This is a genomic window from Achromobacter sp. JD-1 (genome assembly GCF_038594925.1).
Classification (GTDB): domain Bacteria; phylum Pseudomonadota; class Gammaproteobacteria; order Burkholderiales; family Burkholderiaceae_B; genus Achromobacter; species Achromobacter spanius_C.
The window spans coordinates 262,585-287,822 of the sequence record NZ_JBCGCS010000001.1; the positions used below are offsets into that span (position 1 = coordinate 262,585).

Sequence of the window (25,238 nt, forward strand, 5' to 3'; positions counted from 1 at the left end):
CACGGACGGCGAGATGTTCGATCGCGATGGCACGCCGTGGCCCGAGGCCGACATCACGCTGGTGGATCTCGCGACCTATGCCCGGGAGGGCTACAACGCGCAGCTCTCCATCGCCTACATCAGCCTGATCAGCACGGTGAACAACATCGCCGAGCGCGACCAGTACCTGGGCCGTCCGATCATCAATGTGACCGACGAAGGCCACATCATCACGAAGAACCCGCTGCTCGCGCCCTACGTTGTAAAAATTACAAAAATGTGGCGCAAGCTAGGGGCCTGGTTCTGGCTGGCTACACAAAATATCGACGATCTGCCGCGTGCCGCGGAGCCCATGCTCAACATGATTGAGTGGTGGATCTGCCTGTCGATGCCGCCCGATGAGGTCGAGAAGATTGCACGCTTCCGCGAACTCTCGCCCGCGCAGAAAGCGCTGATGCTCTCGGCGCGCAAAGAAGCGGGCAAGTTCACCGAGGGCGTCATCCTTTCCAAGAGCATGGAAGTGCTGTTCCGTGCCGTGCCGCCCAGCCTGTACTTGGCGTTGGCGCAGACCGAACCCGAAGAGAAGGCCGAGCGCTACCAGCTCATGCAGCACTACGGCTGCACCGAACTGGAAGCGGCCTTCAAGGTGGCCGAGAAGATCGACCAGGCGCGCGGCATCGAGTCGCCGGCCTTGGAACTGTCGTAAGACGGAGAACGCCATGGAACAGAAACGTCCTTCCATTCCGATGCAGGTCCAGGCGTTCCGCCGCCGCAACGGGCGGCCCCGCTGGCCCTGGGCATTGGTTGCTGTGCTGGTCGCGCTGCTGCTGATCTGGCTTGTGCCGAGGTCGCCCGGCGAATCCCCGCCGCAGCCGCCCACGCCGGTCAGCATGGCACCGGTGGCCGGGCCGCCCTGGCTAATGGGCAACCCCAAAGGCCGTTTCACGCTGACGCTCTATGCCGACCTGGAGTGCCCGTTCTGCCGGGAATATTTTCCGCAGCTCAAACGGTGGGTGGGCACCAACGCCGACGTGGCGCTGCAATGGCACCACCAGCCGCTAGCCGCGCACGAGCCGGCCGCGTCGGCCGAGGCACGTCTGGCCGAATGCGCAGCCGAAGCTGGCGGGCATGCCGCGTTCTGGCAGGCGGTCGAATGGGTCTATGCCCACACGCGCAGCGACGGCCTGGGCTTGCCGGATGGCTTGCGCTACCCCGAATCGACGCCAGCCATCGAGCAGTGCATGTCAAGCGAAAGGTCCAGTGCCGCTATCCGCGCCCAGGCCGCGGAAGCCACCAAGAGCGGCGTTACCGCCACACCGTCACTGCGTCTGCTTGATCGCGAGACGGGCCAGGCCATCCTGCTGCAGGGACCAATCGAGGGCGACGCCTTGTTGTCTGCCATGGACATGCTGACGGCTGACGGTCCGACCGGCACACCCACATCCGAAATGCCTGCCGACGTCGTCGGCGACATGCCCAGGTAGCCCCGGTCTTCAAGGCTACGGCGCAGTCCGCTGCGCTGACCGCAACCCGTTCGCCTCGCATCCTGGTCGCGAACGATCGCCGCTGCCGCGGTGATGGATGCACCTTGTTCGTTCCCTAGGAGGGCTGGCCCTCCTAGGGCGCGCGCCCTCCGATCTCACCGTCTGGAGGTTCGCCATGTCTTTTGTCGTCAACGACTCCTGCCCGGAGTCGCTTTCCGTCACCGCTGCCCAACACGAGGACTGGATCATCCAGCAAGCCATCGTGCTGCTGGAGAGGCGGGTTTTCAAAGCTGGACCGTGCCTCAGCCGACCGGCCGCTGTGCGGGACTATCTGCGCGTGAAACTGGTCGCTGAACCCAACGAGATATTCGCCGCTGTGTTCCTGGACAGCATGCACCAGGTGCTGGCCTACGAGCCATTGTTCAGGGGCACGATCAACTCGACTTCTGTTTATCCACGTGTCGTCGTACAGCGTGTGCTGGAGTTGAACGCCGCCGCGGTGGTCTTCGCGCACCAGCACCCCTCGGGCATCTCCGAGCCGTCGAGCGCGGATCGTGTGCTGACCCAGCAACTGCAGGCCGCGCTGGCGCTCATCGATGTACGGGTACTGGATCACATCATCGTAGGCCAAGGTTCCCCGTTCTCCTTTGCGGAGTCAGGCCTGCTGTAACGGTCGCATTGCTTCATTGATCCCCGCGGAGGCTTCGGCCTCCGTTTTTTTATGGCGCGGGACAAGCAGGTATGCGGGCAGCCCGCGATGCGCATTGTTTGTTGGGGTGGCATCGGGTTCGCGTTTGACTATGGCCCTGATCAACTTTCGGGGCACGCGACATGCCGGCATCCTTTTCCACGTTCGCGTCGGGCTGGCGAACCCTTGGTCTCGTCGTGGCGCTGCCGGCGTCCCTGGCCGTGTTCAGCCCCGTCGCCTTCGCAGCCGACGTACTGGTCGTCACCGACAGCCACCACCCGGTCAAGACCATGGGCGGCGAGCGGCTGATCGAGCTGGACGAAGCCCGCCGGATTGAAGCGGAGCTTTCTGCGGAACTGCCCGCCGCCCCCGAACAGGCGGCGGCCACCGTCAAGCGTCGGCTGAGCCAAGGCGGCGCCGACCTACAGCGCCGCATCGCTTCCGCATACCAGGGCGTCACCGACGCATGGAGCCTGGGCATCACCAGCATCCCGGCTGTCGTGGTGGATCAGCGCTACGTGGTCTATGGCGAGCCGGATGTGGCCCGCGCTGTCGCGCGCATCGAGCAGCGTCGGAGGACCCAGCCATGACGCGACCATTCGACCTGATGCGCCGCATGCGGGCCGGCGTGGCTTCCTTGCTGCTGCTCAGCGCCACGGGTAGCTACGCCTTGAACACCACCGCCATCGTTGCCTCGGTGGCCTCGCCCGATTGCTTGGAGTACCGGGTGGTAGGTATCTGCTACTGGCTCTACTGCACCTGGGGAGGATGCACGGTGCGCACCTCTGTCAAGGTGCGCCACTACATCCCCGATGCGGTCGTCTCCAGCTACAGCAACACGGGCGAGAACCCGTGGGTCGAAGTCCGGGCGATGAGTACGGCCAATCCGTCCGCCCAAGCGGGGGGCGATGGAACGACGAACGAGGATCACGAAAACAATCTTGCGAAATTCAAGAACGCCGACGTGATCGGCCATCCCGGCGTCGAGGTGTTCAACCAGTTTGTTTCGTCCTCGGGCTACTTCTGCGAGGGCGCAGGAACGGCATTCATGCCGTATCTGCTCAGCACCTTGGACACGCTTGCCTGGCGCTACAACGTGCCCGAGATGGCCTACCCGGAGGCATTGATTCCCGGCATGCGCGAGGTCGGCGCACGCACCACGATGAACCTTTGGGGCAACGTGTATCCCCGCGGCGGCTTCCTGCACCAGACCGACGACCACAAATCGGGGGCCGTGGTGGCCCAGCGTGCGGGAGATATCGTCACTCGCCGGGGGCAGTTGCACGTGTACCAGCCGCTGCTTGCCAACGCCCGCGATGGCTACTGGCCCGCCGGCGCGCTGATGGAGGGTGATGCCTCGACTGGCAAGTGGCAGGAACTCACGCCCGTCCTGTCCTCGTCTTGCACGGTTTTCCCACGCACCGGCTTCCTGACCCAGGCCCAGCAAGGCGACTACGCCTGGGCACTGTGGCGGCCGTATGCCTGCTGCGAACGCCGTGGACAGGTGTTCCTTGGAAGCGTTGATTTCCTTTGAGGTGCCGCGATGAAGCGTTTCGACTCTATGCAGTTCTCCCCTCCGGCTCGTGGCAAGAGGATCTGTTTGGCGCTCACCGGCGCGTTGGTTCTGGCAAGCGGCGTGGCCTGGGGCCAACTGGGCTACCAGACCAGCGGCAACGTCATCGGCGATGACGTCATGTACTCCATCGGCGGCGGCAGCGCCGTTTCGATGGGTCGCGCAGCCGGCATGCGCTCGCTCGGCGTGGGTGTCGGCTGGAACAGCAATCTGATCTGCGGTGACATGAGCATCCAGACCACGTTGAAAAATCAGCTCAACGGCGTGACCAATGGCTTTCAGCAGATCATGTCCTCGGTGATCCAGAGTGCTACGAGTGCTGTGGCCTCCCTGCCGGCGTTGATCATCCAACGGGCTGATCCGGGCCTCTACAACCTGCTCACCAACGGCGTTCTGCAAGCGCGGCTGGATTTCGACCGCTCGAAGCTGACGTGCCGCGCCATGGCCGAAAAGATGGCCGAAACGGCCGGCGGCCAGCTCGGCTGGAGCCAGATGGCAGAGGGGTTGGCACTGCGCGATGCTGTTTCGAGCACGGATGCCGTCTCGGCCGTCGAGCAAGCCGAGACGCGCCGTGGCAACGACGGCGTGCCTTGGGTCGGGGGAAGCAATGCCGGCGGCTCCGGTCAGCCCGCGATCAAGGTGGTCGGCGACGTCACCCGCGCGGGCTACAACCTGGTCAATGGCCGCGGTGTGACCGACACATCGGCAATCGCACCGGCAAGTTGCGCGAGCCTGTCGTGCCAGACCTGGACCACGCCGCAAGCGGCCGTCGAGTGGGCGACGCGGGTGCTCGGCGAGAAGGAGCAGCGCACCTGCGACGCCTGCACCAAGACGGAGACGGTGCCCGGCGTCGGGCTGACGCCGCTGATCCAGGATGAGTACGATGCCAAGCTGCAGGCGCTCCAGGACCTGGTCTCCAAGGCGAAGAACACGACGCCCGAAAACCTGCGCGAGGCCGGCAGCGCGTCGCTGCCCATCACACGCGGAGTGATCGAGGCACTGCGCGACGAGCCGGACCAGCACCTGCTGTCGCAGCGCCTGGCGTCCGAGGTTGCGCTGGCGTCGGTGCTGGAGAAAGCGCTACTGCTGCAACGCACGCTGCTGACCGGCAAGAAAGAGCCCAACGTGGCGGCCAACCAGCTCGCCGTGGAAGCTGTGAACCACGAGAGCGACACGCTCGATCGCGAGATCCGCAACCTCAAGACCGAGCTGGAGCTGCGCCGGGAGCTGGCAAACAATTCGCCCATGGCGATCATCCAGCGCCACGGCACGCGCGCGGCGGGCTCGCGTGGGATCTACGAAGGCGATCCGGTGCCTGACCGCCTCGATCAGTTGCAGAAGGGCAATCCGGGAGGCCGGCCATGAGCCCGATGCGTGCGGCCTGGCTGCGCCCGCGCTGGCTGTTCAGCCGGCGCGCAGCAAAGGCGCTGCTGTGGACGGTGGTACTCGCGGCCGTCGCCGTGTGCGCCAACATCGTTGGCATCTACCTCGTCGGAAGCGTCGCAGGCTGGGAGCGTTGGCTGGCGGCAGCAGCGGGCTACTTCCTGGTCTGGCGGCTGTGCCTGTACGGCGCGACGGCCTACGGCTGGGTCTGGATGCGTCGCCGACTGCTGGCGCGCGAGGACGACGCGCAAGCGCGGCGCCGCCTGGTGCGCAGCGAGATCGCCGGCGTCGTTGCCATCGTGGCGCTTGAAGCCAGCCTGTTGATGCAGGGCTGAGGGGAGATCCGAGCCATGACGCTTTTCGCGACCGACTACCTGGAGTACTACCTGACCCTGGTTTCCTGGATCGTCAACAACGGCATCTGGGCGGTACTGGTATCCAGCGGGGTATTCGCACTGCCCTTCGTGGCGATCATCGTGCAGGAATGGCTCAAGGCCCGTGGGGAGGGTGCAGACGAAGGCAATAAGGGCGTGCTCTCGGCCGCACGCATTGAGAACCGGGTGTTCGTCGCCATCGTGGTCGTGATGTTCGCCGGCATCCCCTTCATCGACGTGGACCTCAACACCATTCAGTACGACAGCTCGCGCTCGGCTCAATGCCAGGTCAGCGTGCCGCAGCCCACGGATACCGGCTGGTCCCAGTCCTTCAGCACCATCAACAACCAGAGTGCCAAGGTGCCGGTCTGGTGGGCATTCATGCACGCGCTCTCGCGCGCCGTCACCAGTGCCTCGGTGGCAGCGATCCCGTGCGGAACAGACCTGCGACAGATGCGCATGGAGATCGACGCTACCCGCATCAACGACCCGGTGCTGGCTCAGGAAGTGGCCGATTTCACACACGACTGCTACGGGCCAGCACGCGCTAAATTGTTCATGGCGCGACCGGAGCTGGACGAAGCTCAAATGAACGACGTGACATGGATCGGTTCGAGGTTTTTCACGGACACCGGCGGCTACTACGACAGCTACCGCTCCAGCACGGCGCGCGAGTCATGGCCCTATGACGACACTCGCGACGCAGGGCTTGCGCAGGTGGCCAGTGGCGGCGGCTACCCGACTTGCAGGCAGTGGTGGGCCGATGGCAGCAACGGCCTGCGAGCACGGCTGCTGAGCCAGGTGGACCCCAGCCTGTTGAATCGCTTGGCGGGCTGGGCCGGGTTCCTCAGCCGTACCGAGGTGGACGATTCGGTGGTCCGTACCATCGCGTCACCGCGACAGCAGAAGCTCAACCAGGGTTCGGTCTATACCGACTACGGCGGCCAGATCGACAAGACCCTGCCGAACATCGTGACGCGGGCCACGGGGGACGTAGGAATGGCGGTCGGGGCACTTGCCGCATTCCCTGCCATGGACGTGGTGCGCCAGGCGCTGCCCATGGTGCTTGCCTTGCTCAAGATGGCGCTGGTCATCTGCATCCCGCTCGTGCTGGTCGTCGGCACCTATGACCTGAAGACGGTCGTCACCGTCAGCGTCGTGCAGTTCGCGCTGTTCTTCACCGATTTCTGGTTCCAACTCGCTCGCTGGATCGACAGCACCATCCTCGATGCGCTCTATGGGTGGGGCTTCGGCTGGAACCGGCCGCACACTAACTTCGATCCGCTGGTGGGGTTGAACAATGCCTTTGGCGACCTGCTCCTGATGTTCGTCATGGGCACGATGTTCCTGGTCTTGCCGGGTTTTTGGCTTGCGAGCCTTACTTGGGTTGGGATTCGGGCTGGACACGTCATCCAAGGGCTTTCGGATGGCAGCAAGAGTGCCGGCCAAGCAGGCGGTAAGGGCGCTGGGGCCCTTACCGGAGGTAAGCTGAAGTAGCGCGGCGCCGGTCAGTCGTCGGTGTACAACTCGTGCGACGTATCGTTGTACAGGTTGGGATCGTAGCCCGGCGTCTTGCGCAGTTCGGTGAGGTCGGTGAAAGGCCACTCGTCTTCATCCGAGGTATTGGCAGCAGCAGCCCATCCCGCCACCACGACTCCCAACAACACGAGTGCGAACCAGAAGGCGACGTAGAGCAGCGCGCCCAGCACAGCCAGCTTGACCGCCCACAGCAGCACTGTGGCACCAACCGAAGGCACCCCTTTGACCATCAACCAATTCGATACCCGCCGTTCGCCACGCGCATAGGCACGCCATACACGGCCAAATGCGCGGCCGATACGTTCTGCGGTGCTGGTACGAGTTGTGGTGTTCATGGTCGTCTCCTGCTACTGAGGGATGTCTATTCCAGGGTGCTCCACTTCATTCCGTTTCAGGCTTCAATGTGTTTTCTCGCTGCTTCAGGACGCTTCGTCATCCGGTTCCACCGGGCCCGGGTCGGGTTCCACGCCGATGCGGTAGGTGGCAACGAAACGCGGCCAATCCACATGGTCAACCAGATCGATGTCCTCGATGACGCTGACCTTCGCTCCCGCACGCTCGAACAGGGCGATGCTCTTGGCGGGATAGTTGTTGCGCGACGGATAGAGCACTCCGTCGAACAGAGGTTGGCCGTCGTCGCCGACCATCGCATGCACCTGAGCGGACACCTGCTGCGTGTGCGTGTAGTCGCGGCTGGCCAACTGCTCCAGGTTCAGGCCAAAGTAGCCCGCCATGACGCTCGGTGCCGTGAGATCGGCCAGAAGCACGTCGGCCACCACCCCTACAGCGCGCACCATCCTGCCCTGGACTTCTTTCAATGCGATCGAGCGCTTCGCGTCATCAAGCCACTGATGCTTGTGAAACACCGACTCCATCAACGCCGTGGGCAGGTCGCGCCCCAGGTAGAGCACGCCGTAGGCTCGGGCCGGGTCGTCGTAGCGATTGGTGCTGCTGCGACCATAGTACAGCGGGCTGCCCCGATAGACGACGCGGCTCACATGCTGGAGCAGTTCACCGGCATCGATCAGAAAAGAAGGCAGCTCGTGGTTCATGGCAGTCTCGCTTCAATGCACCTGAACGCCCAGCACGTTAAACACGGCCTCGGCCACGGCGTCGATCGTGCCATGCGTCACCGCATCCACCGGCGAGCGACCGCCCAAGCCTTCGAGCGGTTCGGACAGTGCGCGGTAGATCGTCCAGTGATCGATACCCTCGACCTCCTGAAGCACGGTTTGGGTCAACTGCTGCTTTACCGGGTCGAGCTGCCAGTCGGGCAGCTTCTGACCGCGCGGCCCCACGTTCAGCGCCAGCAGCCGACGCGCGAGGATGTCCTTGTAGATCTGCTGGCGCGACTTGTCCGCCAGCTTGGCGAACTCCGCGGGCGGCAGGTTGTGCGGCTGGTTGAAGGTTTCCAGTAGCACCGCACGGCCTCGCTGGACGTCGGTTTCATTCGGTGCCCAGCGCGTGTCGGCGCGCAGCGCGGCCGCCTTGCGTGCAAGGGCCTGCCCAACGGTCTCCCCCTGCAAGTTGGCGGGCAGTGTTACCGCTTCCACGCGCTCGTGGACGAACGCCTGCAACTCGGCCGCGAAAGCCGTGGCATCCCGGATTTCGACGGTATCCGCGAAGCGGCGTACATCTTCCACCGTGACGCGCGGCAGACGGTCGGCAATGAATTCAATGGCAGTGGGCATGGTCATCTCCCAAGTAGGTTTGAGACAGGTTTCACTCTAGTCGCCTTTGTCGCGTTTGTCAACTTTGACGCCTAGAAAGCAACCTACCCGGCGGAAGCAGCGCCTTCGCAGCATAGACCGAGGCCAGCGCCTGGTCGCCGTCCAATGCATTCGAGCGGGTTCCACATTGACGGTGGAGCCGCGATCCAGGCCCCGCTATACCGAAACGGTTAAAGGCCAAAGGGTCGAAATGGCAAGGGAATGGGGTGCAAGGGGAAAGGCCCTACCTCGAAAAGGCCAAAAGGCCTCCCGGTCGGCCCGTCATTAGGACACCTCACATGCTCTCCCTGTTCCAGCGAAAACGGCCCCCGGTCGCTGCCGCACCGACGCCATCACCCGTCACCGACCTCCCGAAAGGGCTGCTGCGTCCTGAGTCGGCCGCATCGCTGCTGGCCACCCCACGCCGGCAGAAGCTGCTGGAGCACATCTGGCAGCGCACGTCGCTCTCACACCGGCAATTCGTCACCCTGTACCGCACGCCCCTGGAACGCTACGCCGAACTGGTCCAAGCCTTTCCGGCCTCCGAAGCGCATCACCATGCCTATCCGGGCGGCATGCTCGACCACGGCCTGGAGATCGTGGCCTACAGCCTGAAACTGCGGCAGTCCCATCTGCTGCCCATCGGTGCCAGTCCCGAAGACCAGGCGGCGCAGTCCGAAGCCTGGACCGCCGCCGTCGCCTATGCTGCGCTGCTCCACGATATTGGCAAGATCGCCGTCGATCTACACGTCGAACTGGCCGACGGCAGTACTTGGCATCCGTGGCATGGCCCGCTGCACCAGGCGTACCGATTTCGCTACCGTGACGACCGCGAATACCGCCTGCACAGCGCCGCAACAGGCTTGCTCTATCGCCAACTGCTCGACCGCCACGTCCTGGACTGGCTCAGCGACTATCCGGCTCTCTGGGCACCGCTGCTCTATGTGCTGGCCGGTCAGTACGAACATGCCGGTGTACTGGGGGAACTCGTCGTGCAAGCAGACCGGGCGTCGGTGGCCCAGGAGCTGGGCGGCGATCCGGCGCGCGCCATGGCCGCGCCTAAGCACGCACTGCAACGCAAGCTGCTGGACGGGTTGCGCTACCTGCTCAAGGAACAGTTGAAGCTGAACCAGCCGGAAGCCTCCGATGGCTGGCTCACCGAGGATGGTTTGTGGCTGGTGAGCAAGACGGTCTCGGACAAACTGCGCGCACACCTCCTGTCTCAGGGGATCGATGGCATTCCTGCGAACAACACCGCCGTGTTCAACGTGCTGCAGGACCACGGCATGCTCCAGCCCACCTCGGACGGCAAAGCGGTCTGGCGCGCGACCGTCACCAGCACGACCGGCTGGTCCCATTCGTTCACCCTGTTGCGTCTCGCTCCCGCGCTGATCTGGGAGTCTGGCGAGCGACCAGCACCTTTCGCAGGCACGGTAGAGATCGACGCGACGCCCGCAGAAAACGACGCCAGCATGTCGGCTCCCGTGCCAACCGTCTCGGTGAACCCAGCGCAGGGAGGTCAAGAGCCTCCAATTTGGGAGGACGACAGCACCACCATCGTTTCACCGCCCGCGGCCCAGCCCGTGCCCGACGTCATGGAGGACTTGCTCGCGATGGTGGGCTTAGGTGAGTCGGCCGGCGTTGGACAGGATGCCGAAGAGTTCCTCCACCCTCCCGCGCCAGCAACAGCCGCGACGTCCATTCCATCACCTGTACCCGCGCCTACGCCTGGGTCATCGGCAACGAAGCCATCCACGGAACAGTTCATGGTTTGGCTGAAGCAGGGAATCACCTCACGACGGCTCATCATCAACGACGCGAAGGCGCTCGTGCATACGGTGAATGACACGGCCTACCTGGTCAGCCCGGGTGTGTTCCAACGCTATGCGCAGGAGCATCCCGAAGTGGCCGCGCTCGCCAAGCAGGAGAATCAACAGGATTGGCAGTGGGTGCAGAAGCGCTTCGAGAAGCTGCAGCTACATCGCAAGCACCCCAATGGCCTGAACATTTGGACCTGTGAAGTCACGGGCCCGAGGAAGTCCCGCCGACTGCATGGCTACCTCCTTGAAGATGGGTCCTTGGCATTCCCCGAAATACCGCCCAACAATCCCTATCTTGCTCTGACTCAGGAAGGATGACGCGATTCGGGCATTGATCGCCACCGTCGTTTGGCGACGATCAATACCCCGCGAAAGCTGGCAACATTTGGCGAACTGAGCTACTCGGCCCGCGCCAACTCCTGCGCAAGGAACGGAGCGGTTCGGCTGCCAGACGTTCGGGCCACCTGCTGAGGGGAGCCCGCCACCACGATGCTGCCGCCGGCAGCGCCTGCACCAGGCCCCACGTCGATCACCCAATCGGCCTGAGCCACCGCGCGCATATCGTGCTCGATCATCACCACGGTGTTGCCGGCATCGACCAGGCGCTGCAACTGCACCAGCAGCCGGTCGGCATCGGACGCATGCAGCCCGGTGGTTGGCTCGTCGAGCACGTACAGGCTTCGGCCGCGCTGGCTGCGCTGAAGCTCGGTCGCCAGCTTGATGCGCTGCGCCTCGCCACCGGAAAGTTCCGTGGCCGGTTGCCCCAGGCGCAGATAGCCCAATCCGATATCGCGCAGCAATTGCAGGGGCCGGGCCACGGCGTCTTCACCCGCAAAGAATTCGCTGGCTTCGTCCACGGTCATCTGCAGCACCTCGGCGATGTTGCGCCCGTTCCATTGCACCTTCAGCGTGGCCTCGTTGTAGCGTGCGCCATGGCACGTCGGACACGGGGCGTACACGCTGGGCATGAACAGCAACTCCACACTGACGAAGCCCTCGCCCTCGCAGGTCTCGCAACGCCCCTTAGCCACGTTGAACGAGAAGCGCCCGGCGTCATAGCGGCGGCGTCGCGCATCGGGCGTGGCGGCGAACAGCTTGCGCACGTGGTCGAACAGGCCGGTGTAGGTGGCCAGGTTGGACCGGGGCGTGCGCCCGATCGGCTTCTGGTCCACCTGCACCAGGCGCTGTATGGCGTCCACGTCGCCCGCCAGATGACCGCCAGTCGCTTCGATCACTGCCGGCCCTTCGCTGGTGGCGCTTTCGGCCGCGTCGTCCTCGGGCTCGTGGCCCAGGTGCAGTAGCACCAGCTCCGGCAGCGCCTGCGCGACGAGGCTGGACTTGCCCGAGCCGGAGATGCCGGTGACGGCCGTCAGCACGCCCAGCGGAATGCGTGCGTCCACGCCATGCAGGTTGTGACGATGGATGCCCTGCAGCTCCAGCCAGCCGGTCGCTTCGCGTGCCCGGCTTCCCGGCGCGGCGATTTCGTCGAACAGATAGCGGGCGGTGCGCGATTCGGCAATCTTGCGCAGGCCGTCCGGCTCGCCGCTGTAGAGCACGCGGCCGCCACGCTCCCCGGCATCCGGCCCCACATCCACCAGCCATTGCGCGCGGCGCATCAGGTCCAGGTCGTGCTCGACCACGAACACCGAGTTGCCCGCGTCACGCAGCCGGTCGAGCGCGTCGTACAGCGCCTGGCTGTCGGAGGGGTGCAACCCCGCCGAGGGCTCGTCGAGCACGTACACAACACCGAACAGCAGGGAACTCAATTGCGTGGCCAGCCGCAGGCGCTGCAACTCGCCGGCCGAAAGCGTCGGCGTGGCCCGGTCCAGCGTCAGGTAACCCAGGCCCAGCCCACGCAGTTGACGCAGGCGCGCCATCACACCGCCGGCCAGGCGCTGCGCGGCGAGGCGCTTTTCTTCCGACAGCGCGGAGGTGCGGCGCACGTCGGGCGATACCGCATGGACGGCACGGCCGGAGGCCGCGCGTTCGGCACGGTCGCGTCGGGTCGCTTCCTTGTCCGTAGCCGCCCCCGCTGCATGGGCGCGGAAATCGCCCTGGGCAATGGGTTCGAGCAAGGCCGCCAACTGGTCCAGCGGCATCTGCATGAACGCGCCGATGTCCACGCCGGCGAAGGTGACCGACAGCGCCTCGGGCTTGAGCCGCTTGCCGTGGCAGGTGGGGCACGGCTTGCCCTCCATGAACCGGGACACGCGCTTTCTCATCAGTGCGCTTTGGGTATTGGCAAAGGTGTGCAGCACATACCGCCGGGCGCCGGTGAAGGTGCCCATGTAGCTCGGCTCCATCTTGCGCTTGAGCGCCGTGCGGGTCTCGGCGGGCGTGAAGCCGGCGTACACCGGCACTGTCGGTGTTTCCTCGGTGAACAGAATCCAGTCGCGGTCCTTCTTCGGCAGGTCCTTCCACGGTCGGTCAACGTCGTAGCCCATGCTGACCAGGATGTCGCGCAGGTTCTGGCCTTGCCAGGCGGGGGGCCAGGAGGCGATCGCCCGCTCGCGGATGCTCAGGGAGGGATCGGGCACCATGATGGCCTCGGTCACCTCGTACACATGGCCCAGGCCGTGGCAGGTCGGGCACGCTCCCTGCGGCGTGTTGGGCGAAAAATCCTCGGCGTACAGCATCGGCTGGTTGGCTGGGTAGGCGCCGGCGCGCGAATACATCATCCGCACCAGGCTGGACAGGGTGGTCACACTGCCCACGGAGGAACGCGCGTTGCTGGAGCCCCGCTGCTGTTGCAACGCCACCGCCGGCGGCAGGCCGTCGATCGCATCGACGTCCGGCACGCCGGCCTGGTCGATCAGGCGCCGCGCATAGGGGGCCACCGACTCGAAGTAGCGCCGCTGCGCCTCGGCGTAGATGGTGCCGAAGGCCAGCGAGGACTTGCCGGAGCCGGAAACGCCGGAGAACACCACCAGCGCGTTACGCGGGATGGAAACGTCCACCTCTTTGAGGTTGTTCTCGCGCGCGCCGCGCACTTCCACCATGCCGCTGGCCGCAGCGGTACAAGAGGATTCACCGAAAGAATTGTTTGGCATGTTCTTATCCTGTAGTTCGTCCCGCTCAGGACGGGACTTCCTGAGTTCGGGGGCCGCGGCGACTGGCTTCGAGCGCCGCGGTGACAGTGCGGGCGTCGTAGCTGCCGCGCAGACGACGACCCTCGACGAAGAACGTCGGCGTGGCGTGCGCACCGCTGGCGACGGCACTGGCGAGGTCGCGCTCGACACGCTCGATCACCGCGGTGCTGTCGAGATCCGCGATGAACCGTTCGACGTCGAGCCCAAGCTCGGCGGCGTAGCCGATCAGATGCTCGCGCTCCAGCGCATGCTGACGGGTGAACACGAAGTCCAGCCACGGCCAGAACATCCCCTGGTTCGCCGCTGCCTCGGACGCCCGCGCGGCAATCGGCCCGTGCGGGTGGTGCGGCAGATGGCGCACCACATACCGCAGGTCGTCCCCGAAGTGGGCGCGCAGATCGTCCCACGAACCGGTGGCGTGCGCACAGTACGCGCACTCGAAGTCCACGTACTCGACGAGTGTGAGCTGGGCGTCCTCCGGCCCGCGGATGTGATCGATCTCCGGATCGACCGGTGGCTCAAGCACCATCGGCAGGTCAGCGGTCTTCTCACCCCACCGCTGGGCGGCGACCTTGAAGATCAGCCACCCGAGCAACGTGGCGAACACCATCGACACGAGCACGCCGACCGTCGCCTGGCGGCCCAAGTCGGAGGTCGTGCCGAACGCGAGCCCGATGATCAGCAGCGACACGGTGAACCCGATCCCGGACAGTGCCGCACCACCGAACACGCTGCCCACCCCGACGCCCTCGGGCAGCCGGCCCAGGCCGAGACGGACGGCGATGAGAGTGATGAGCCCGATGCCCAGGAGCTTGCCGAGCACGAGCCCTGCGATGACGCCCCACGTGACTGGCGAGCCGAAGGCCTCGGCGAGCAGCCCGCCACGCACGTCCACTCCGGCGTTCGCCAAGGCGAACACCGGCACGATCAGCAGCGCCGTCGGCAGCCGCAGGAACTCGTGCAATCGCTCGTTCACCGAGATACCCCGGGACAGCCCGCAGTCCACCGCGCGGGCCGATGCGGCACTCGGAGACTGCCAGAAGTCGCGGAACAGTTGTTTTGCCGCGACGACCTTGTGACGTTGCGTCGCGTAGGCGGGGATCAGCAGCCCCGCGGCCATCCCGGCGAGAGAGGCATGGATGCCGGAGTACACGGTTGCGAGCCACAGCACGATCACGATCAGCACATACGGCATTGCCCGCCACTGGCGGGTGCGCCCTAGCCGCCACAACGCAACGAGACTGGCGAGGGCGATCAACAACGGGACGATCCGAATCTCATCGCTATAGACGATGCCGATGATGGACACGGCGAGGAAGTCATCGACCACGGTCAGGGTGAGCAGGAACACGCGCAACTGACCGGATAGCCGCGGGCCGACGATCGCCAGGGTGCCCAGCATGAATGCCGTATCGGTGCCGACCACCGCCCCCCACCCGTGCAGGCCCTCACTTCCGGCCAGCCCCACGATCAGGACATACACCAGCGCGGGAAGCACGACACCCGCGACCCCCGCGATCAGAGCGAGACGGGCACGGCTGCGATCCCGGAGCGATCCGTGGGCGAACTCCTGACGCACCTCCAGGCCGATCAGGAAGAAGAAGACCACCATCAGGCCGTCGTTGACCCAGTGATGCAGGTCCATGTGCAGGCCCAGCGGCCCGAAGTCAAACCCGACGTCCAGGTGCCACAACTCGAAATAGGCATCGGATAGCGGCGAGTTCGCCCACGCCAGCGCCACGACCGTGACGATCACCAGCAGCACCGCAGCACCAGACTCCGTGCGCAGATAGCGGGCAACGCGTCCCCGGCTGATCTTCGCCGAGGATGCACCGAAAGAAGTGGCTGACATGTTCTTATCCTGTTCCTGTAGTTCGTGAAGTCGCGATGAGCCGGTTTCGGAGACGACCAGTCAGGCGTCCGCCTCTGGCAGCGTCCCATCATCCAGCGAGCGCAGCCAAGTAAGCCTTTCTCCCAGCCTGCGCTCAACACCTCTGTCCGTTGGCTGATACCAGCCCGGCCGCGCCACGCCCTCGGGAAAGTAGCTTTGCCCAGCGGCATAGCCGTTGGGCTCGTCATGGGCGTAGCGGTAGCCTTCGTGATACCCCATCTGCTGCATCAGCTTCGTCGGCGCATTGCGAAGATGGAGAGGCACAGGCAGGGAGCCGTTGTTCTTGACGAAGGCCTTCGCCTTGTTCCAGGCGGCATAGGCAGCGTTCGACTTGGGGGCGGCAGCAAGGTAGGTCGCCGCGTGGGCAATCGGTATTTCGCCTTCGGGGGAACCCAGCCTCTCATAAGCCAGCGCGGCATTGAGCGCCAGTTGCAGCGCCTGCGGGTCGGCATTGCCGATGTCTTCGCTGGCCACCACGATCATGCGGCGCGTCACCTGGCTGACGTCGCCGCTGCCGTCGAGGATGCGGGCCAGCCAGTACAGGGCCGCGTCGGGGTCGGAGCCCCGCAGCGACTTGTGGAAGGCGGAGAGCTGCCAGTAGAACTCGTCGCCGCCCTTGTCGAACCTGCGCAGTGATGGGCTGGTGGACAGTTTGGCAAACTCGCCATCGACCACGGCCTTGCCCGCGCCCGACGCAGCATTCGTCACCTGCTCAAGCAGATTGAGGAAGCGCCTGCCATCGCCATCGGCAAAGCCCTTGAGCAGATCCAGCGCGTCCGCGTCCAACGTGACGCCCTGGAGATGCGGCAGTGCGCGTTCGTAGAGCTGGTTCAGTTCGTCGCCGGACAGCGGTTCGAGGGTATAGACCTGCGCGCGCGAGAGCAGCGCGGAATTGACCGCCAGCCCCGGATGCTCGGTCGTCCCCCCCACCAGGGTCAGGAGCCCCGACTCGACATGGGGCAGTAGGGCATCCTGCTGCGCCTTGTTGAAGCGATGGATCTCATCGACGAAAAGCACCGTCGATCGACCATGGTTGTCCAGTTCTGCCTGGGCCTCGTCGATGGCTTGCCGGATGTCCTTCACCCCGGCAAGCACGGCCGAGATGGCGATGAATCGGCTGTCGGTCGCACTGGCGGCCAGGCGCCCCAGGGTGGTCTTGCCCACGCCTGGCGGCCCCCAGAGGATGAACGAGTGCAACTTGCCCGCCTCGAACGCGAGACGAAGCGGCTTGCCGGGGCCGAGCAAGTGCCGTTGCCCGACGAATTCATCCAGCGTCTTGGGCCGCAGGAGTTCGGCCAAGGGAGGCTTGGGCTTTGTCGTGAATAGATCGGTCAAGTTCCTCTCCCTGGCATTTCTGATAGTTGACGTTCCGATAACGTTGGCACCTCAATCCAGGGAGCCGGATTTGTCCAACGCCGCGGGCTCTTTGTTTGACGATGACTCCAGCCCGGCACTTCGCTGGACTGCGCCCAGGCCCGCTACAGCAGGTTTATCAAGGACTTAGGCGCGTCCATCATATGCCGGTGCTTTCCGAAACTTGACCCGGCTTCCGGTCGCGTGGCTCCCATGTGGCTCTTGGAAACCGAGGTTTCCGAGGAGTCATCATGGCAAGAATCAAACTCACCAAATCCGCTGTCGATGCCGCCAAGCCCCAGGCGCAGGCCATCGAACTGCGGGACACCGTGGTGCCCGGCTTCCTGTGCAAGATCACCCCGGCCGGCCGCAAGGTGTTCATGCTCCAGTACCGGACGAACGCCGGCGAGCGCCGCAAGCCGGCCCTGGGCCAGTACGGCGAACTGACCGTCGAGCAGGCCCGTGTCATGGCGCAGGAGTGGCTGGCCGAGGTGCGCCGGGGCGGCGACCCCAGCGCGGCTAAGGCCGCCGCCCGCAAGGCACAGACCATGAAGGAGTATTGCCACACCTTCATGGAGGACTACTCCAAGCAGCGCAACAAGCCCAGCACGCAGCGCGGCTATCAGGGCGTCATCGACCGCTGCATCATCCCGATCATGGGGCGGATGAAGGTGCAGGACGTGAAGCGCCCGGACGTGGCCGCGCTGATGAAGAAGCTGGCCCACAAGCCGGCCGAGGCCAACCGCACCTTCGGCGTGCTGCGCAAGATGTTCAACCTGGCCGAAGTGTGGGGGCTGCGTCCGGACGGCACAAACCCGTGCCGCCACGTCCCGATGTTTCCGCCCGGCAAGGAAACCCGGCTCATCGTGGACGATGAACTGGTGCGGATCTTCCGTCACCTGGAGCACTTGGAAGCCGAGGGACTGGAGAACTACGTCATCCCGCTGGCGATCCGCCTGCAATTCGAGTTTGCCGCCCGCCGCTCCGAAATCTGCCCGCTCGAATGGGGCTGGGTTGATCTGGAAAAGCGCCGCGTCGTCTGGCCCGACAGCAAGACCGGCGGCATTTCCAAACCCATGAGCGAGGAAGCCTATCGGCTGCTTTCGACGGCGCCGCGCCGGGAGGGCTCCCCCTACGTCCTGCCGTCGCCCAACGACCCGGCCCGGCATCTGACGCATGGCGAACACTATGGCGGCTGGAAGCGCGTGCTCAAGGCCGCCGGCGTGCCGCATGTCGGCACGCACGGCATCCGCCATCGAGCGACGACCGACATTGCCAACTCAGGCGTGCCAACCAAAGTGGGCATGAAGCTCACAGGTCACAAGACCGTTGCGATGTTTATGCACTACGTACATACCGAGGACAAGCCGGTGCGAGATGCCGCCGAGCTGGTGGCGAATCGGCGGCTGGCGATTACCGGGGCGTCCCGTTCTGTGGAGGTGACAGCATGACAAGGAAGACGCCCGCAGCAGTGGGGAATCCGCCGCCTTACCGGGGCTGGATATGCTGGCATCCAGGGCGGCATCGTGGAACTGCTGGATGCCGCGCGCCAAGCAGCGGCGGGCAGTGTCAATGCGCTGATGACGACCAGCTATTGGGAGATTGGCCGCCGGATCGTGGAAGCCGAGCAGAAAGGCAGGCGGCGGGCTGGTTACGGCGAGCAGTTGATGGCGCGGTTGTCCGCCGGTCTGACGGCGCGCTTTGGGCGCGGGTTCAGCCCGGACAACCTGGAAAACATGCGGCGCTTCTTTGCCGCTTACCCCCTTGAGGCAATTTCCGAGACGCTGTCTCGGAAATTTGACCTCTCCGAACTGGCCCTGGTCTTCAGGTTGCTGTGGTCGGCCTATGTCCGGCTGCTGGCGGTCAAGGATGACCATACCCGTCGGTTTTACGAGGCCGAGGCGCCGCGCGGTGCGCCAGCTCGAATGGCAGATCGGCAGCCACTTCTATGAGCGCACCGCCAAAGCCTGACGATGCAATCAAGAGCTCGTATGAGTTGGAGTCACTGAACCGCAAGGACAAATATTCGGAATCTGATATTAAACAGCAGTCGACCAGCGGATGGTGGATTTCTCCCGGAGCTTGGCAAAGGCTGCACCTTTGCCGACGACAGCGTCGATTGCGTATCGGCCGGACATGGTGCCGGGTGGGTCTCTACCGGCACCACTCGATCAAACCCTTCTTTACCCAGAAGTGACAGGAACATGCCCGATGCTGGTGGATGGAGGGCGACATGGTTGGTCGCCCCCAGAAGTCTGTTTCGACAGACCACCGGGGTCGTCGATCCGGGTTAAGGGAAAGTGATATCTGCACGCCACAACCGCCGGGGCAGCTCATGCAAGCCCACTTCTTGACGCCGGTGTCGATGACCAGCCACAGCTCTCCCGGCGGCACGGCATTATTGCCCGGATGCTGCGCGACCGGGTAAACGAGCAGGTTGTACTGCAGCCACCCGAGCCGGCGCAGCGCTCGCGCGATAAGTCGCTTCATGGTCATCCGATCACCCCAAGAAATGGGTTGACATCGCCGCGTCCCCAGCTCGCCTGGCTGGCACAAACCGGGCAAGACGCCAAGGGTCGGCAGGTCATGGTGCGATCCTCTACGCGGTCAAAGCGGCGAATCCTGTTGTGCGACATGCCCGCAGGACCGCGAAAACCGGTCAGTCCCTGAATGAGTTCATCGACGGCCGCGCAGGCGATGGCCGTGGTGAACGTGACCACCGCAGGCGCCGGGTCGCCGCCGCCGTCCACATAGGCTTCCGCCTTACGCCGCTCGAACTCGGCCGGGTCGCTGCGCCGGAGTCCTTCGGCCGCAGCGCGGCGCGGATCGGCTACTCCCAGACACATGAGACAAGGTTTGCCGGGCCCAATCGTCGACACGCGCCCCGTCATGTCGAAGTCCGCGCCGCTGCGTGCCGCGCGCATGCGCAGGCCCACATCGATCAGCGGGATGCCGTAGTAGTGCGCCAGGCGGTTGAGCGTCAGCCGCCCCTGATGGTCGTCGGTACAGCCGAAAAGCACGTCGCAGGAGCGCAGCAGATCGCGCAGATCAGGATGGCCGACCCACTCCTCTTTGGTGACGACCTGGGTGCCGAGACCCGCGGCGCGAATCTCGCGCGCGAGGATGTCCACCTTGGCCAAGCCGGCGTCCACATCTGCGGTGCGCGAGCCATGCACGCGGTTGAGATTGGTGACATCAATGGTGTCTTTGTCCATCAGCCCCAGAAAGCCGACGCCCAGCCGCGCCAATAGCATCGCGACAGCACTGCCCGTGCCGCCGCCCCCTACGACACCCACCCGCAGCCCGCGCACGACTGGATTGAACCCTTGGCCGAAGAGCGCGGCCTGCCGCGCCAGGAATTGATCTTCGTCAGCCGCAGCCACCTTGCGCGCGATCTTGATCTGGCTTCCTACCAGCGAGATCGAGGATGCCATGACCGTCTTGCCGGGGGCAGTCCAGAGCCTGCCCGCGATGGCGTCATCGCGGCCGAACACCATGCTGGCTAGGCCGGAAACGCCCTTGTTGAACGTCGTCCGGGCCAGCTCCGACTCGTTTCGGTCATCCTGGTCGGAGAAGAACGCTGCCGCGTTCGGATGCGTGTGTACCAGGCCCGCAACCAAGCCCCGTTCTTTCGCGATGCCGAGAATGCGCATGAAGCCTCGGGTGGACCATGTGACATGGACAGGCGATGCGGAGACCATTTCATCGGCCGCGACGGGGATGACTTCGTGCGAGATCAATCTGGTGCGAGGCACTCCCGACCAGGGGTCTGCCGAGATGTCAGCCTTGCCGAACAGCACGTAGGCGGACGCCTCCGCACCGTTTTCCCTTTGCAGCAGCAAGCGCAGGGCCGCCTCGTGCGGCTCCAGCAGGACGATGTCCAGAGCGGCCGGCGACATCACTTCGCCTCCGCCAGGGCGTGCTCGATGCGCTTGAGCATAGTGTGCAGGCCGTCGATGCCCGGGCGCCACGCTGTGTTGTGGCGCGACCAGCGCTGCCAGCTGCGGCCCTGGAACGCGTGGGCCTGGTCAGCGCAGGTCGGGTAGCGCCCAACGCTTTGCAGCGTCAGCCACGGGTCGCAATAGAACATGTCCGGCGCAACATCGGGATAGCCCGGCGGCAGGAGAACGAGCACATCGGCCGTGGCGTGGTTGAGCTTTCCGGAGGGCAGCGGCAACTGCTTGAAGATGACGCCCGTGTGCGCACCGTCGCTCACCATCTCGAAAGCCACGCCATGGCTGCTCAGATAGCGCTGGTCCGCTTCGGGCAGCGTGAGCAGCCCCTCAGTGGTGTCACGGATCAGCGTGATGAAGCGCTCGATGCCCGGCTTACCCAGATCGATCAGGTCACCGTCGCGGATCAGAATGTCCTGGCCCCCGCCACGCACTTCGAGATAGACGTCGTAGGTCTCTGGTGGGACACCGGCCAGCGCCTTGAGCACGCGGCCGCTGATGCTGGGCTTGCCCCACTCCAGTTGCCGGTCATCGATCGTGAACTTGAGCGCGCGATCAGTCTGGAAGATGACGAAACGTTCCGCACCGCGGCCGCGCAGATCGTAGGTTTCGTCCAGACGCAGGTCCTCGAACTCGCCAGAGGTCAAAATCGCATAAATGCTGTACTCATCGGCCGGGCGCGATCCGGCGGCCTGAAGGATCTGGCGCCCGGTCGGCACCGGATCGGAGAGATCGACGTGACGTTCGTGGAGCTGGTCGTCCAGGACGACGATCCGGTAGAGCGCCGCTGGCCGCAGGCTGCGGCCTTCGCGGATCGCCGCAGCAACATCTTCGACATCGAAGCGGTCATCACCGCTGGTGGTCTGGGTTTGCATTTGATTGCCTCATAGGGAGAGCCGTCATCTGCGGGATTGCAGGTTTTCTAGCCCCTTACTTGGTCAATCGCAGCCCAGCGGCAGACCGGAAAGGTCGATCAAAGTTTTTCTTGTACCCACCCCCCTCCGGGCAACTCGCCGCAGAGGAAGAAGTGCGGGCAGCGCGGACAGCTACGAGCCTCGGGCTTAGAGGGGAACTGCCCGGCCTGCATTGCCTGAAAGAAGGTCTGCAGCTTCTCGCGCCTGGATTCCAGCTTGCGCGACGTGATTTCCATCGGCTGGATGGTTTCGCTGGTAAGGTAGGTCACCTCGACCTGCGCATGTGGTCCATAAGCCTGGACGGCGGCGAGTTGGAGAATTGTGTACTCAATATCATCGAAGGCGTTCGAGCGCTGCTTGCCCGTCATGACGCGCCGCACCGTGACCCGGCCACCGGCTCCGTGAGCTACACCATCCGGGGTTACGAGGATCTCGCCCTCGGCCCAACCCAGCGAGATCGGTGGCGCCGGCGCGGCCACGTCACGATTCCGGCTCTCGATGAGGAAATCGACGAGCCGCTTGCCGATGCGGCGGTAGTCCTCCGCATATCCATGCTCTGTCGCACCCTTGGAGCACCAGGCCTCCTCGAAGCGTGCAGCCAGCTCGTCGACCGTGGGACTTGTCGTCTCGTGCTCCCGTTTCAACCAATCGAACACGTCGCTCACGACGTTGTGCATCTTCATGAATGCGGTTTCAGTTCGTCGACCTCCAAGCCTCAGCACGTGCGTGTACAAGAAGCGGCGCGGGCACCGCTCGAAGAGGTTGACCTGGATGTCGGTCCATTGGGGACGCCCTTGCCATGTGATGGCGAGCGGGGTGCCCGTCGATGTCGAGCCGGCTTGCAACGGCACCGGTACCGGACGAACAAGGAGTCGGTCGATCGGGGCGATAAACTTGGAGGCGCTACGCGTACGACCATCTGCCTGCCTGCCGTAGGCATACAGCTGCAGCCTATCGCGCGCTCGCGAAAGCGCTACGAAGAACAAGCACTCTTCTTCCTCGTCGTGGCCGGCCTTCACCGCCTCGATGCCGGTCAGTCCCTCCGAACCATGGATCAGACCGTCCGGAGGAAGACAACGCGGCGGCACGTTGTTGCGCGGTAGGCCGGACGTTACCATGCCAGGTAAATGAACGACATCGAACTCCAGCCCCTTGCTTCCGTGGATGGTCATCAAGCGCACTGCTTCGATGTTCTCGGCACTGCGGGGCAACTGGCTCAATCCACGATCCTCAGAGAGCAGAACTAACCGCCTGACGCGATCAAGCAGGCGAACCACTGGCATGCCTTGGCCTCTTGGCTGCCGGCGACAGAAGTTCAAGAACTGCCAGACAGCCAGACTTTGCATGCGACTCTGCGGATCACCAGCCAAATAAAGCGTCTTCGCGAGTCCGAGACCATCGATCGTCCATCCAGCAAGTAAGAGCCAGGGGTCAGTCGATGCGTTCACACCTGCAAAGAGCGCGGACAGGCGAGATAGCGCTTCTCGACTGCCGTCTGTCAGGCCATCCACTCCGGCGTGTATTGCCAACCAATCCAGCGAAGCTGGATTCGTCGTCCGCAGCCGCTCAATGACCCGCATGACATCCTTCAAGGGCATTTGGTGCCGAGCCATGGTTGCCACGCGCACCATCGCGGCCGCCCGCGGGTCGGTCGCCAGCGAGAGCAAGGCCAGCAGATCCTTGATTTCCGGCCTCTCGAACAAGCTGCCCAAGTGCAGCGCGGGAATGCCCCGGGCCTCAAGACCTTCTGCAATGGCGTTCAGGCGCGCATTGGACGCGCACAGCACCGCCTGGCCACCATAGGCAATGCCCTGCTCGTGCAGGGCCGTGATCGACGCGGCAAGCGCGGAGATTTCATCGTCAGCCGACCCGGCAACGCGAAGCTCAACCCGTTCTCCTGTGGAGCCGCGGTCGGCCAGCAGGTTCAGCGGCAACGCACCGGCGGATGCTTGCATGCCGCGCGCGAACTCGGTGAACACATCGACGATCCGTTCGTCGGAGCGATAGTTGACGCCCAGCTGTGCGGCCTGCGCGCCGGGGAAGTCGATCGCAAAGCGCGCGATGTTCGTCGCAGAGGCGCCGCGGAAGCGGTAGATGGATTGGCGTGCATCGCCGACAACCCACAGGTTGCGGCCGTCGCTGACGATGGCCTTCAGGAGCCGGACCGAGGCGCGGTTGACATCTTGGTATTCATCTACCAGTACATGCTCATGGCGAGCACGCAGGGCATCCCTTACCTCGGCGCTGCCCTCGACAAGACGAACCGGCAGCGCGACCAGGTCACCGAAGTCCAGCAGCTGGCGCGCGGTCAGCAGCCGTTCGTACGCCTCGAAGAGCGTGGCGACCTCCAGGCACTTCTGCGCACGAACCTTCGCGTCCTGGTCGGTCCCTGCTCGATCCGCCATCGACTGCGCGAGGGCGCGATAGCCTGCTGCATCGACAACCTCATCCTTGGCGCGCGAGATCGCGCTCAGCATGTCGCTTAAATCCAGGGCCGGGTCCCAGAGGTTGCGATAGTGCTTCAGGTCGAGCCGCGGAAACTCGTCCTCCAGGAGTTCAATGGCCTCCGTCCGGTCGATCAATCGTGGGTCCGGCGGCAGCGCCAGTCGGTCGTGAAAGCGGCGAACGATGTCCAGCCCGAATGCGTGGAATGTGCCGATCCACATCGCCGCCGCCGCGACAGGATTGCTCGCGGCAATCCTCTCGCACAGTTCATTGGCCGCCTTGTTGGAGAAGGTGAGTACCAGGATCGTGGTGGGATCGACGCCGTCCGCAAGCAACCCTTCGATGCGACGAACAAGCGTCCGCGTCTTGCCCGTACCCGGCCCTGCCTGCAGCTGAAACGCCAAGCCACGATGTGCTGCCGCCTGAGCCTGCGTGGGGTCTGGGGTGAGCGGAGCTGCCACGGCGCCGGCGCCTACGGGGTTCGGCTCTTCGGCCGCTGGCAGCAGCAGTGCATCAAGCAACTGTTGCTGCACCACAGCGAGCGGCGCGCCGAAGCGCATCGCGATCGCGTCGGATGTCAGTCCTTCGTTGACATGCAACTCGCGCAACACAGGACGCGGCAGCAGGAACTCGCGCGCGAAGAGGTCCATCTTCACTTCACGTCGCTCACGCGCCCCGTAGTCAAGGACACGATCGACGCCCACCGGTGCGTCTTCCAGCGATCGGTCGGGCTCGACATCCACCGTCACCACATCGAGCGTGCCACCTTCCAGCACGACATGGCCGAGTTCGTGTGCAATCAAAAACGCGCGCTCGAAGTCTGATCCACGATCCTCGTAGAGGATGCCTCCAGCCTGACAGTCGAACGTGGCTTTGCCTCCCTTAAGCTGTGGGTCTCCTTCTCGCAGCGCGTACACATCCAAGCCGCGATTTGAGGCTTCCTGAAGCGCAAACACTAAAGGCCGGGTCGGATCTCCGCCGGCCGCGACGTTCGCACGGTGCAGGCGTTCTGCTTCCAGTCGAGCGGCCTCGGTGGCGTCCATC

20 protein-coding genes and 1 pseudogene are annotated in these 25,238 nt (G+C 64.6%); 11 read left to right on the forward strand and 10 right to left on the reverse strand.

What is annotated here, in order from left to right; genetic code table 11:
- The 8 genes and pseudogenes from WBR68_RS01215 to WBR68_RS01250 all read left to right on the forward strand — a co-directional run.
- Positions 1 to 685: pseudogene (locus WBR68_RS01215) on the forward strand (conjugative transfer ATPase); the annotation flags it as partial.
- A gap of 13 nt (positions 686 to 698) precedes the next feature.
- On the forward strand, positions 699 to 1,463 hold the full coding sequence (locus WBR68_RS01220) for a DsbA family protein (RefSeq protein WP_009459652.1): 765 nt from the start codon (positions 699 to 701) through the stop codon (positions 1,461 to 1,463).
- Positions 1,464 to 1,638: 175 nt separating this feature from the next.
- Complete coding sequence (radC, locus tag WBR68_RS01225; RefSeq protein ID WP_009459650.1) at positions 1,639 to 2,133, forward strand: RadC family protein; 495 nt, start codon at positions 1,639 to 1,641, stop codon at positions 2,131 to 2,133.
- Between the two features lie 161 nt (positions 2,134 to 2,294).
- Positions 2,295 to 2,741: a TIGR03757 family integrating conjugative element protein gene (locus tag WBR68_RS01230; RefSeq protein WP_009459649.1), complete on the forward strand. Its 447-nt coding sequence runs from the start codon at positions 2,295 to 2,297 to the stop codon at positions 2,739 to 2,741.
- Positions 2,738 to 3,685 (forward strand): TIGR03756 family integrating conjugative element protein, encoded by a 948-nt coding sequence (locus tag WBR68_RS01235; protein ID WP_019726343.1) that lies wholly within the window; start codon positions 2,738 to 2,740, stop codon positions 3,683 to 3,685. Before WBR68_RS01230 ends, WBR68_RS01235 begins: the two co-directional genes overlap by 4 nt.
- Positions 3,686 to 3,694: 9 nt before the next feature.
- Entirely contained in the window at positions 3,695 to 5,089 is a 1,395-nt protein-coding gene (locus WBR68_RS01240; RefSeq protein ID WP_009459646.1) for an integrating conjugative element protein, read from the forward strand.
- Positions 5,086 to 5,442, forward strand: a complete 357-nt coding sequence (locus WBR68_RS01245) for a hypothetical protein (protein WP_009459645.1) — start codon at positions 5,086 to 5,088, stop codon at positions 5,440 to 5,442. Before WBR68_RS01240 ends, WBR68_RS01245 begins: the two co-directional genes overlap by 4 nt.
- A 15-nt stretch (positions 5,443 to 5,457) precedes the next feature.
- Positions 5,458 to 6,978 (forward strand): conjugal transfer protein TraG N-terminal domain-containing protein, encoded by a 1,521-nt coding sequence (locus tag WBR68_RS01250; RefSeq protein ID WP_019726345.1) that lies wholly within the window; start codon positions 5,458 to 5,460, stop codon positions 6,976 to 6,978.
- A gap of 11 nt (positions 6,979 to 6,989) precedes the next feature.
- Here WBR68_RS01250 and WBR68_RS01255 read toward each other — a convergent pair whose 3' ends face one another.
- The 3 genes from WBR68_RS01255 to WBR68_RS01265 form a co-directional block, all read right to left on the reverse strand.
- Positions 6,990 to 7,355, reverse strand: coding sequence for a DUF3742 family protein (locus tag WBR68_RS01255; RefSeq protein ID WP_009459638.1), 366 nt, complete (start codon positions 7,353 to 7,355; stop codon positions 6,990 to 6,992).
- An 84-nt stretch (positions 7,356 to 7,439) separates the two neighbouring features.
- On the reverse strand, positions 7,440 to 8,072 hold the full coding sequence (locus tag WBR68_RS01260) for an RES family NAD+ phosphorylase (protein ID WP_009459636.1): 633 nt from the start codon (positions 8,070 to 8,072) through the stop codon (positions 7,440 to 7,442).
- Positions 8,073 to 8,084: 12 nt separating this feature from the next.
- Positions 8,085 to 8,711, reverse strand: a complete 627-nt coding sequence (locus WBR68_RS01265; protein ID WP_009459635.1) for a hypothetical protein — start codon at positions 8,709 to 8,711, stop codon at positions 8,085 to 8,087.
- Between the two features lie 317 nt (positions 8,712 to 9,028).
- Between WBR68_RS01265 and mobH the strand changes: the two genes are divergently transcribed.
- The gene (mobH, locus tag WBR68_RS01270) at positions 9,029 to 10,867 is read left to right on the forward strand and encodes a MobH family relaxase (RefSeq protein ID WP_019726349.1); all 1,839 of its coding nucleotides are present in this window, start codon (positions 9,029 to 9,031) and stop codon (positions 10,865 to 10,867) included.
- 80 nt (positions 10,868 to 10,947) lie between these two features.
- Here the strand turns inward: mobH and WBR68_RS01275 are convergent, their stop codons facing one another.
- The 3 genes from WBR68_RS01275 to WBR68_RS01285 are packed head-to-tail and all read right to left on the reverse strand — an operon-like array spanning position 10,948 to position 16,864.
- A complete protein-coding gene (locus WBR68_RS01275) occupies positions 10,948 to 13,599 on the reverse strand; it encodes an excinuclease ABC subunit UvrA (protein ID WP_019726350.1) in 2,652 nt (883 codons plus the stop codon).
- Between the two features lie 25 nt (positions 13,600 to 13,624).
- Positions 13,625 to 15,490, reverse strand: a complete 1,866-nt coding sequence (nhaA, locus tag WBR68_RS01280) for a Na+/H+ antiporter NhaA (RefSeq protein WP_019726351.1) — start codon at positions 15,488 to 15,490, stop codon at positions 13,625 to 13,627.
- Between the two features lie 60 nt (positions 15,491 to 15,550).
- On the reverse strand, positions 15,551 to 16,864 hold the full coding sequence (locus WBR68_RS01285; protein WP_009459628.1) for a replication-associated recombination protein A: 1,314 nt from the start codon (positions 16,862 to 16,864) through the stop codon (positions 15,551 to 15,553).
- A gap of 269 nt (positions 16,865 to 17,133) precedes the next feature.
- Between WBR68_RS01285 and WBR68_RS01290 the strand changes: the two genes are divergently transcribed.
- Entirely contained in the window at positions 17,134 to 18,333 is a 1,200-nt protein-coding gene (locus WBR68_RS01290; protein WP_021156366.1) for a tyrosine-type recombinase/integrase, read from the forward strand.
- Between the two features lie 75 nt (positions 18,334 to 18,408).
- On the forward strand, positions 18,409 to 18,834 hold the full coding sequence (locus WBR68_RS01295; RefSeq protein WP_023082434.1) for a DUF1016 N-terminal domain-containing protein: 426 nt from the start codon (positions 18,409 to 18,411) through the stop codon (positions 18,832 to 18,834).
- Positions 18,835 to 19,036: 202 nt separating this feature from the next.
- Here WBR68_RS01295 and WBR68_RS01300 read toward each other — a convergent pair whose 3' ends face one another.
- The 4 genes from WBR68_RS01300 to WBR68_RS01315 all read right to left on the reverse strand — a co-directional run bounded on the left by WBR68_RS01300 (position 19,037) and on the right by WBR68_RS01315 (position 25,237).
- Positions 19,037 to 19,378, reverse strand: a complete 342-nt coding sequence (locus tag WBR68_RS01300) for a DUF6527 family protein (RefSeq protein WP_339328081.1) — start codon at positions 19,376 to 19,378, stop codon at positions 19,037 to 19,039.
- Positions 19,375 to 20,781 carry a ThiF family adenylyltransferase gene (locus WBR68_RS01305; RefSeq protein WP_019183999.1) on the reverse strand — a complete coding sequence of 469 codons (1,407 nt, stop codon included), beginning with the start codon at positions 20,779 to 20,781 and terminating at the stop codon, positions 19,375 to 19,377. Before WBR68_RS01305 ends, WBR68_RS01300 begins: the two co-directional genes overlap by 4 nt.
- The gene (locus WBR68_RS01310; protein ID WP_024308622.1) at positions 20,781 to 21,710 is read right to left on the reverse strand and encodes a multiubiquitin domain-containing protein; all 930 of its coding nucleotides are present in this window, start codon (positions 21,708 to 21,710) and stop codon (positions 20,781 to 20,783) included. The genes WBR68_RS01305 and WBR68_RS01310 overlap by 1 nt, the downstream gene beginning before the upstream one ends.
- 98 nt (positions 21,711 to 21,808) lie before the next feature.
- Entirely contained in the window at positions 21,809 to 25,237 is a 3,429-nt protein-coding gene (locus WBR68_RS01315) for a UvrD-helicase domain-containing protein (RefSeq protein WP_023082435.1), read from the reverse strand.
- Between the last annotated feature and the right edge of the window lies 1 nt (position 25,238).

Excerpts from the sequence above, each read along its gene's own strand:
- WBR68_RS01310 (WP_024308622.1), bottom strand. The coding sequence starts at position 21,710 with ATGCAAACCCAGACCACCAGCGGTGATGACCGCTTCGATGTCGAAGAT.
- WBR68_RS01245 (WP_009459645.1), top strand. The coding sequence starts at position 5,086 with ATGAGCCCGATGCGTGCGGCCTGGCTGCGCCCGCGCTGGCTGTTCAGC.
- WBR68_RS01315 (WP_023082435.1), bottom strand. The coding sequence starts at position 25,237 with ATGGACGCCACCGAGGCCGCTCGACTGGAAGCAGAACGCCTGCACCGT.
- WBR68_RS01265 (WP_009459635.1), bottom strand. The coding sequence starts at position 8,711 with ATGCCCACTGCCATTGAATTCATTGCCGACCGTCTGCCGCGCGTCACG.
- nhaA (WP_019726351.1), bottom strand. The coding sequence starts at position 15,490 with ATGTCAGCCACTTCTTTCGGTGCATCCTCGGCGAAGATCAGCCGGGGA.
- WBR68_RS01230 (WP_009459649.1), top strand. The coding sequence starts at position 2,295 with ATGCCGGCATCCTTTTCCACGTTCGCGTCGGGCTGGCGAACCCTTGGT.
- WBR68_RS01250 (WP_019726345.1), top strand. The coding sequence starts at position 5,458 with ATGACGCTTTTCGCGACCGACTACCTGGAGTACTACCTGACCCTGGTT.
- WBR68_RS01255 (WP_009459638.1), bottom strand. The coding sequence starts at position 7,355 with ATGAACACCACAACTCGTACCAGCACCGCAGAACGTATCGGCCGCGCA.
- WBR68_RS01240 (WP_009459646.1), top strand. The coding sequence starts at position 3,695 with ATGAAGCGTTTCGACTCTATGCAGTTCTCCCCTCCGGCTCGTGGCAAG.
- WBR68_RS01290 (WP_021156366.1), top strand. The coding sequence starts at position 17,134 with ATGGCAAGAATCAAACTCACCAAATCCGCTGTCGATGCCGCCAAGCCC.
- mobH (WP_019726349.1), top strand. The coding sequence starts at position 9,029 with ATGCTCTCCCTGTTCCAGCGAAAACGGCCCCCGGTCGCTGCCGCACCG.
- WBR68_RS01235 (WP_019726343.1), top strand. The coding sequence starts at position 2,738 with ATGACGCGACCATTCGACCTGATGCGCCGCATGCGGGCCGGCGTGGCT.
- WBR68_RS01305 (WP_019183999.1), bottom strand. The coding sequence starts at position 20,781 with ATGTCGCCGGCCGCTCTGGACATCGTCCTGCTGGAGCCGCACGAGGCG.
- WBR68_RS01275 (WP_019726350.1), bottom strand. The coding sequence starts at position 13,599 with ATGCCAAACAATTCTTTCGGTGAATCCTCTTGTACCGCTGCGGCCAGC.
- WBR68_RS01300 (WP_339328081.1), bottom strand. The coding sequence starts at position 19,378 with ATGACCATGAAGCGACTTATCGCGCGAGCGCTGCGCCGGCTCGGGTGG.
- WBR68_RS01220 (WP_009459652.1), top strand. The coding sequence starts at position 699 with ATGGAACAGAAACGTCCTTCCATTCCGATGCAGGTCCAGGCGTTCCGC.
- WBR68_RS01260 (WP_009459636.1), bottom strand. The coding sequence starts at position 8,072 with ATGAACCACGAGCTGCCTTCTTTTCTGATCGATGCCGGTGAACTGCTC.
- radC (WP_009459650.1), top strand. The coding sequence starts at position 1,639 with ATGTCTTTTGTCGTCAACGACTCCTGCCCGGAGTCGCTTTCCGTCACC.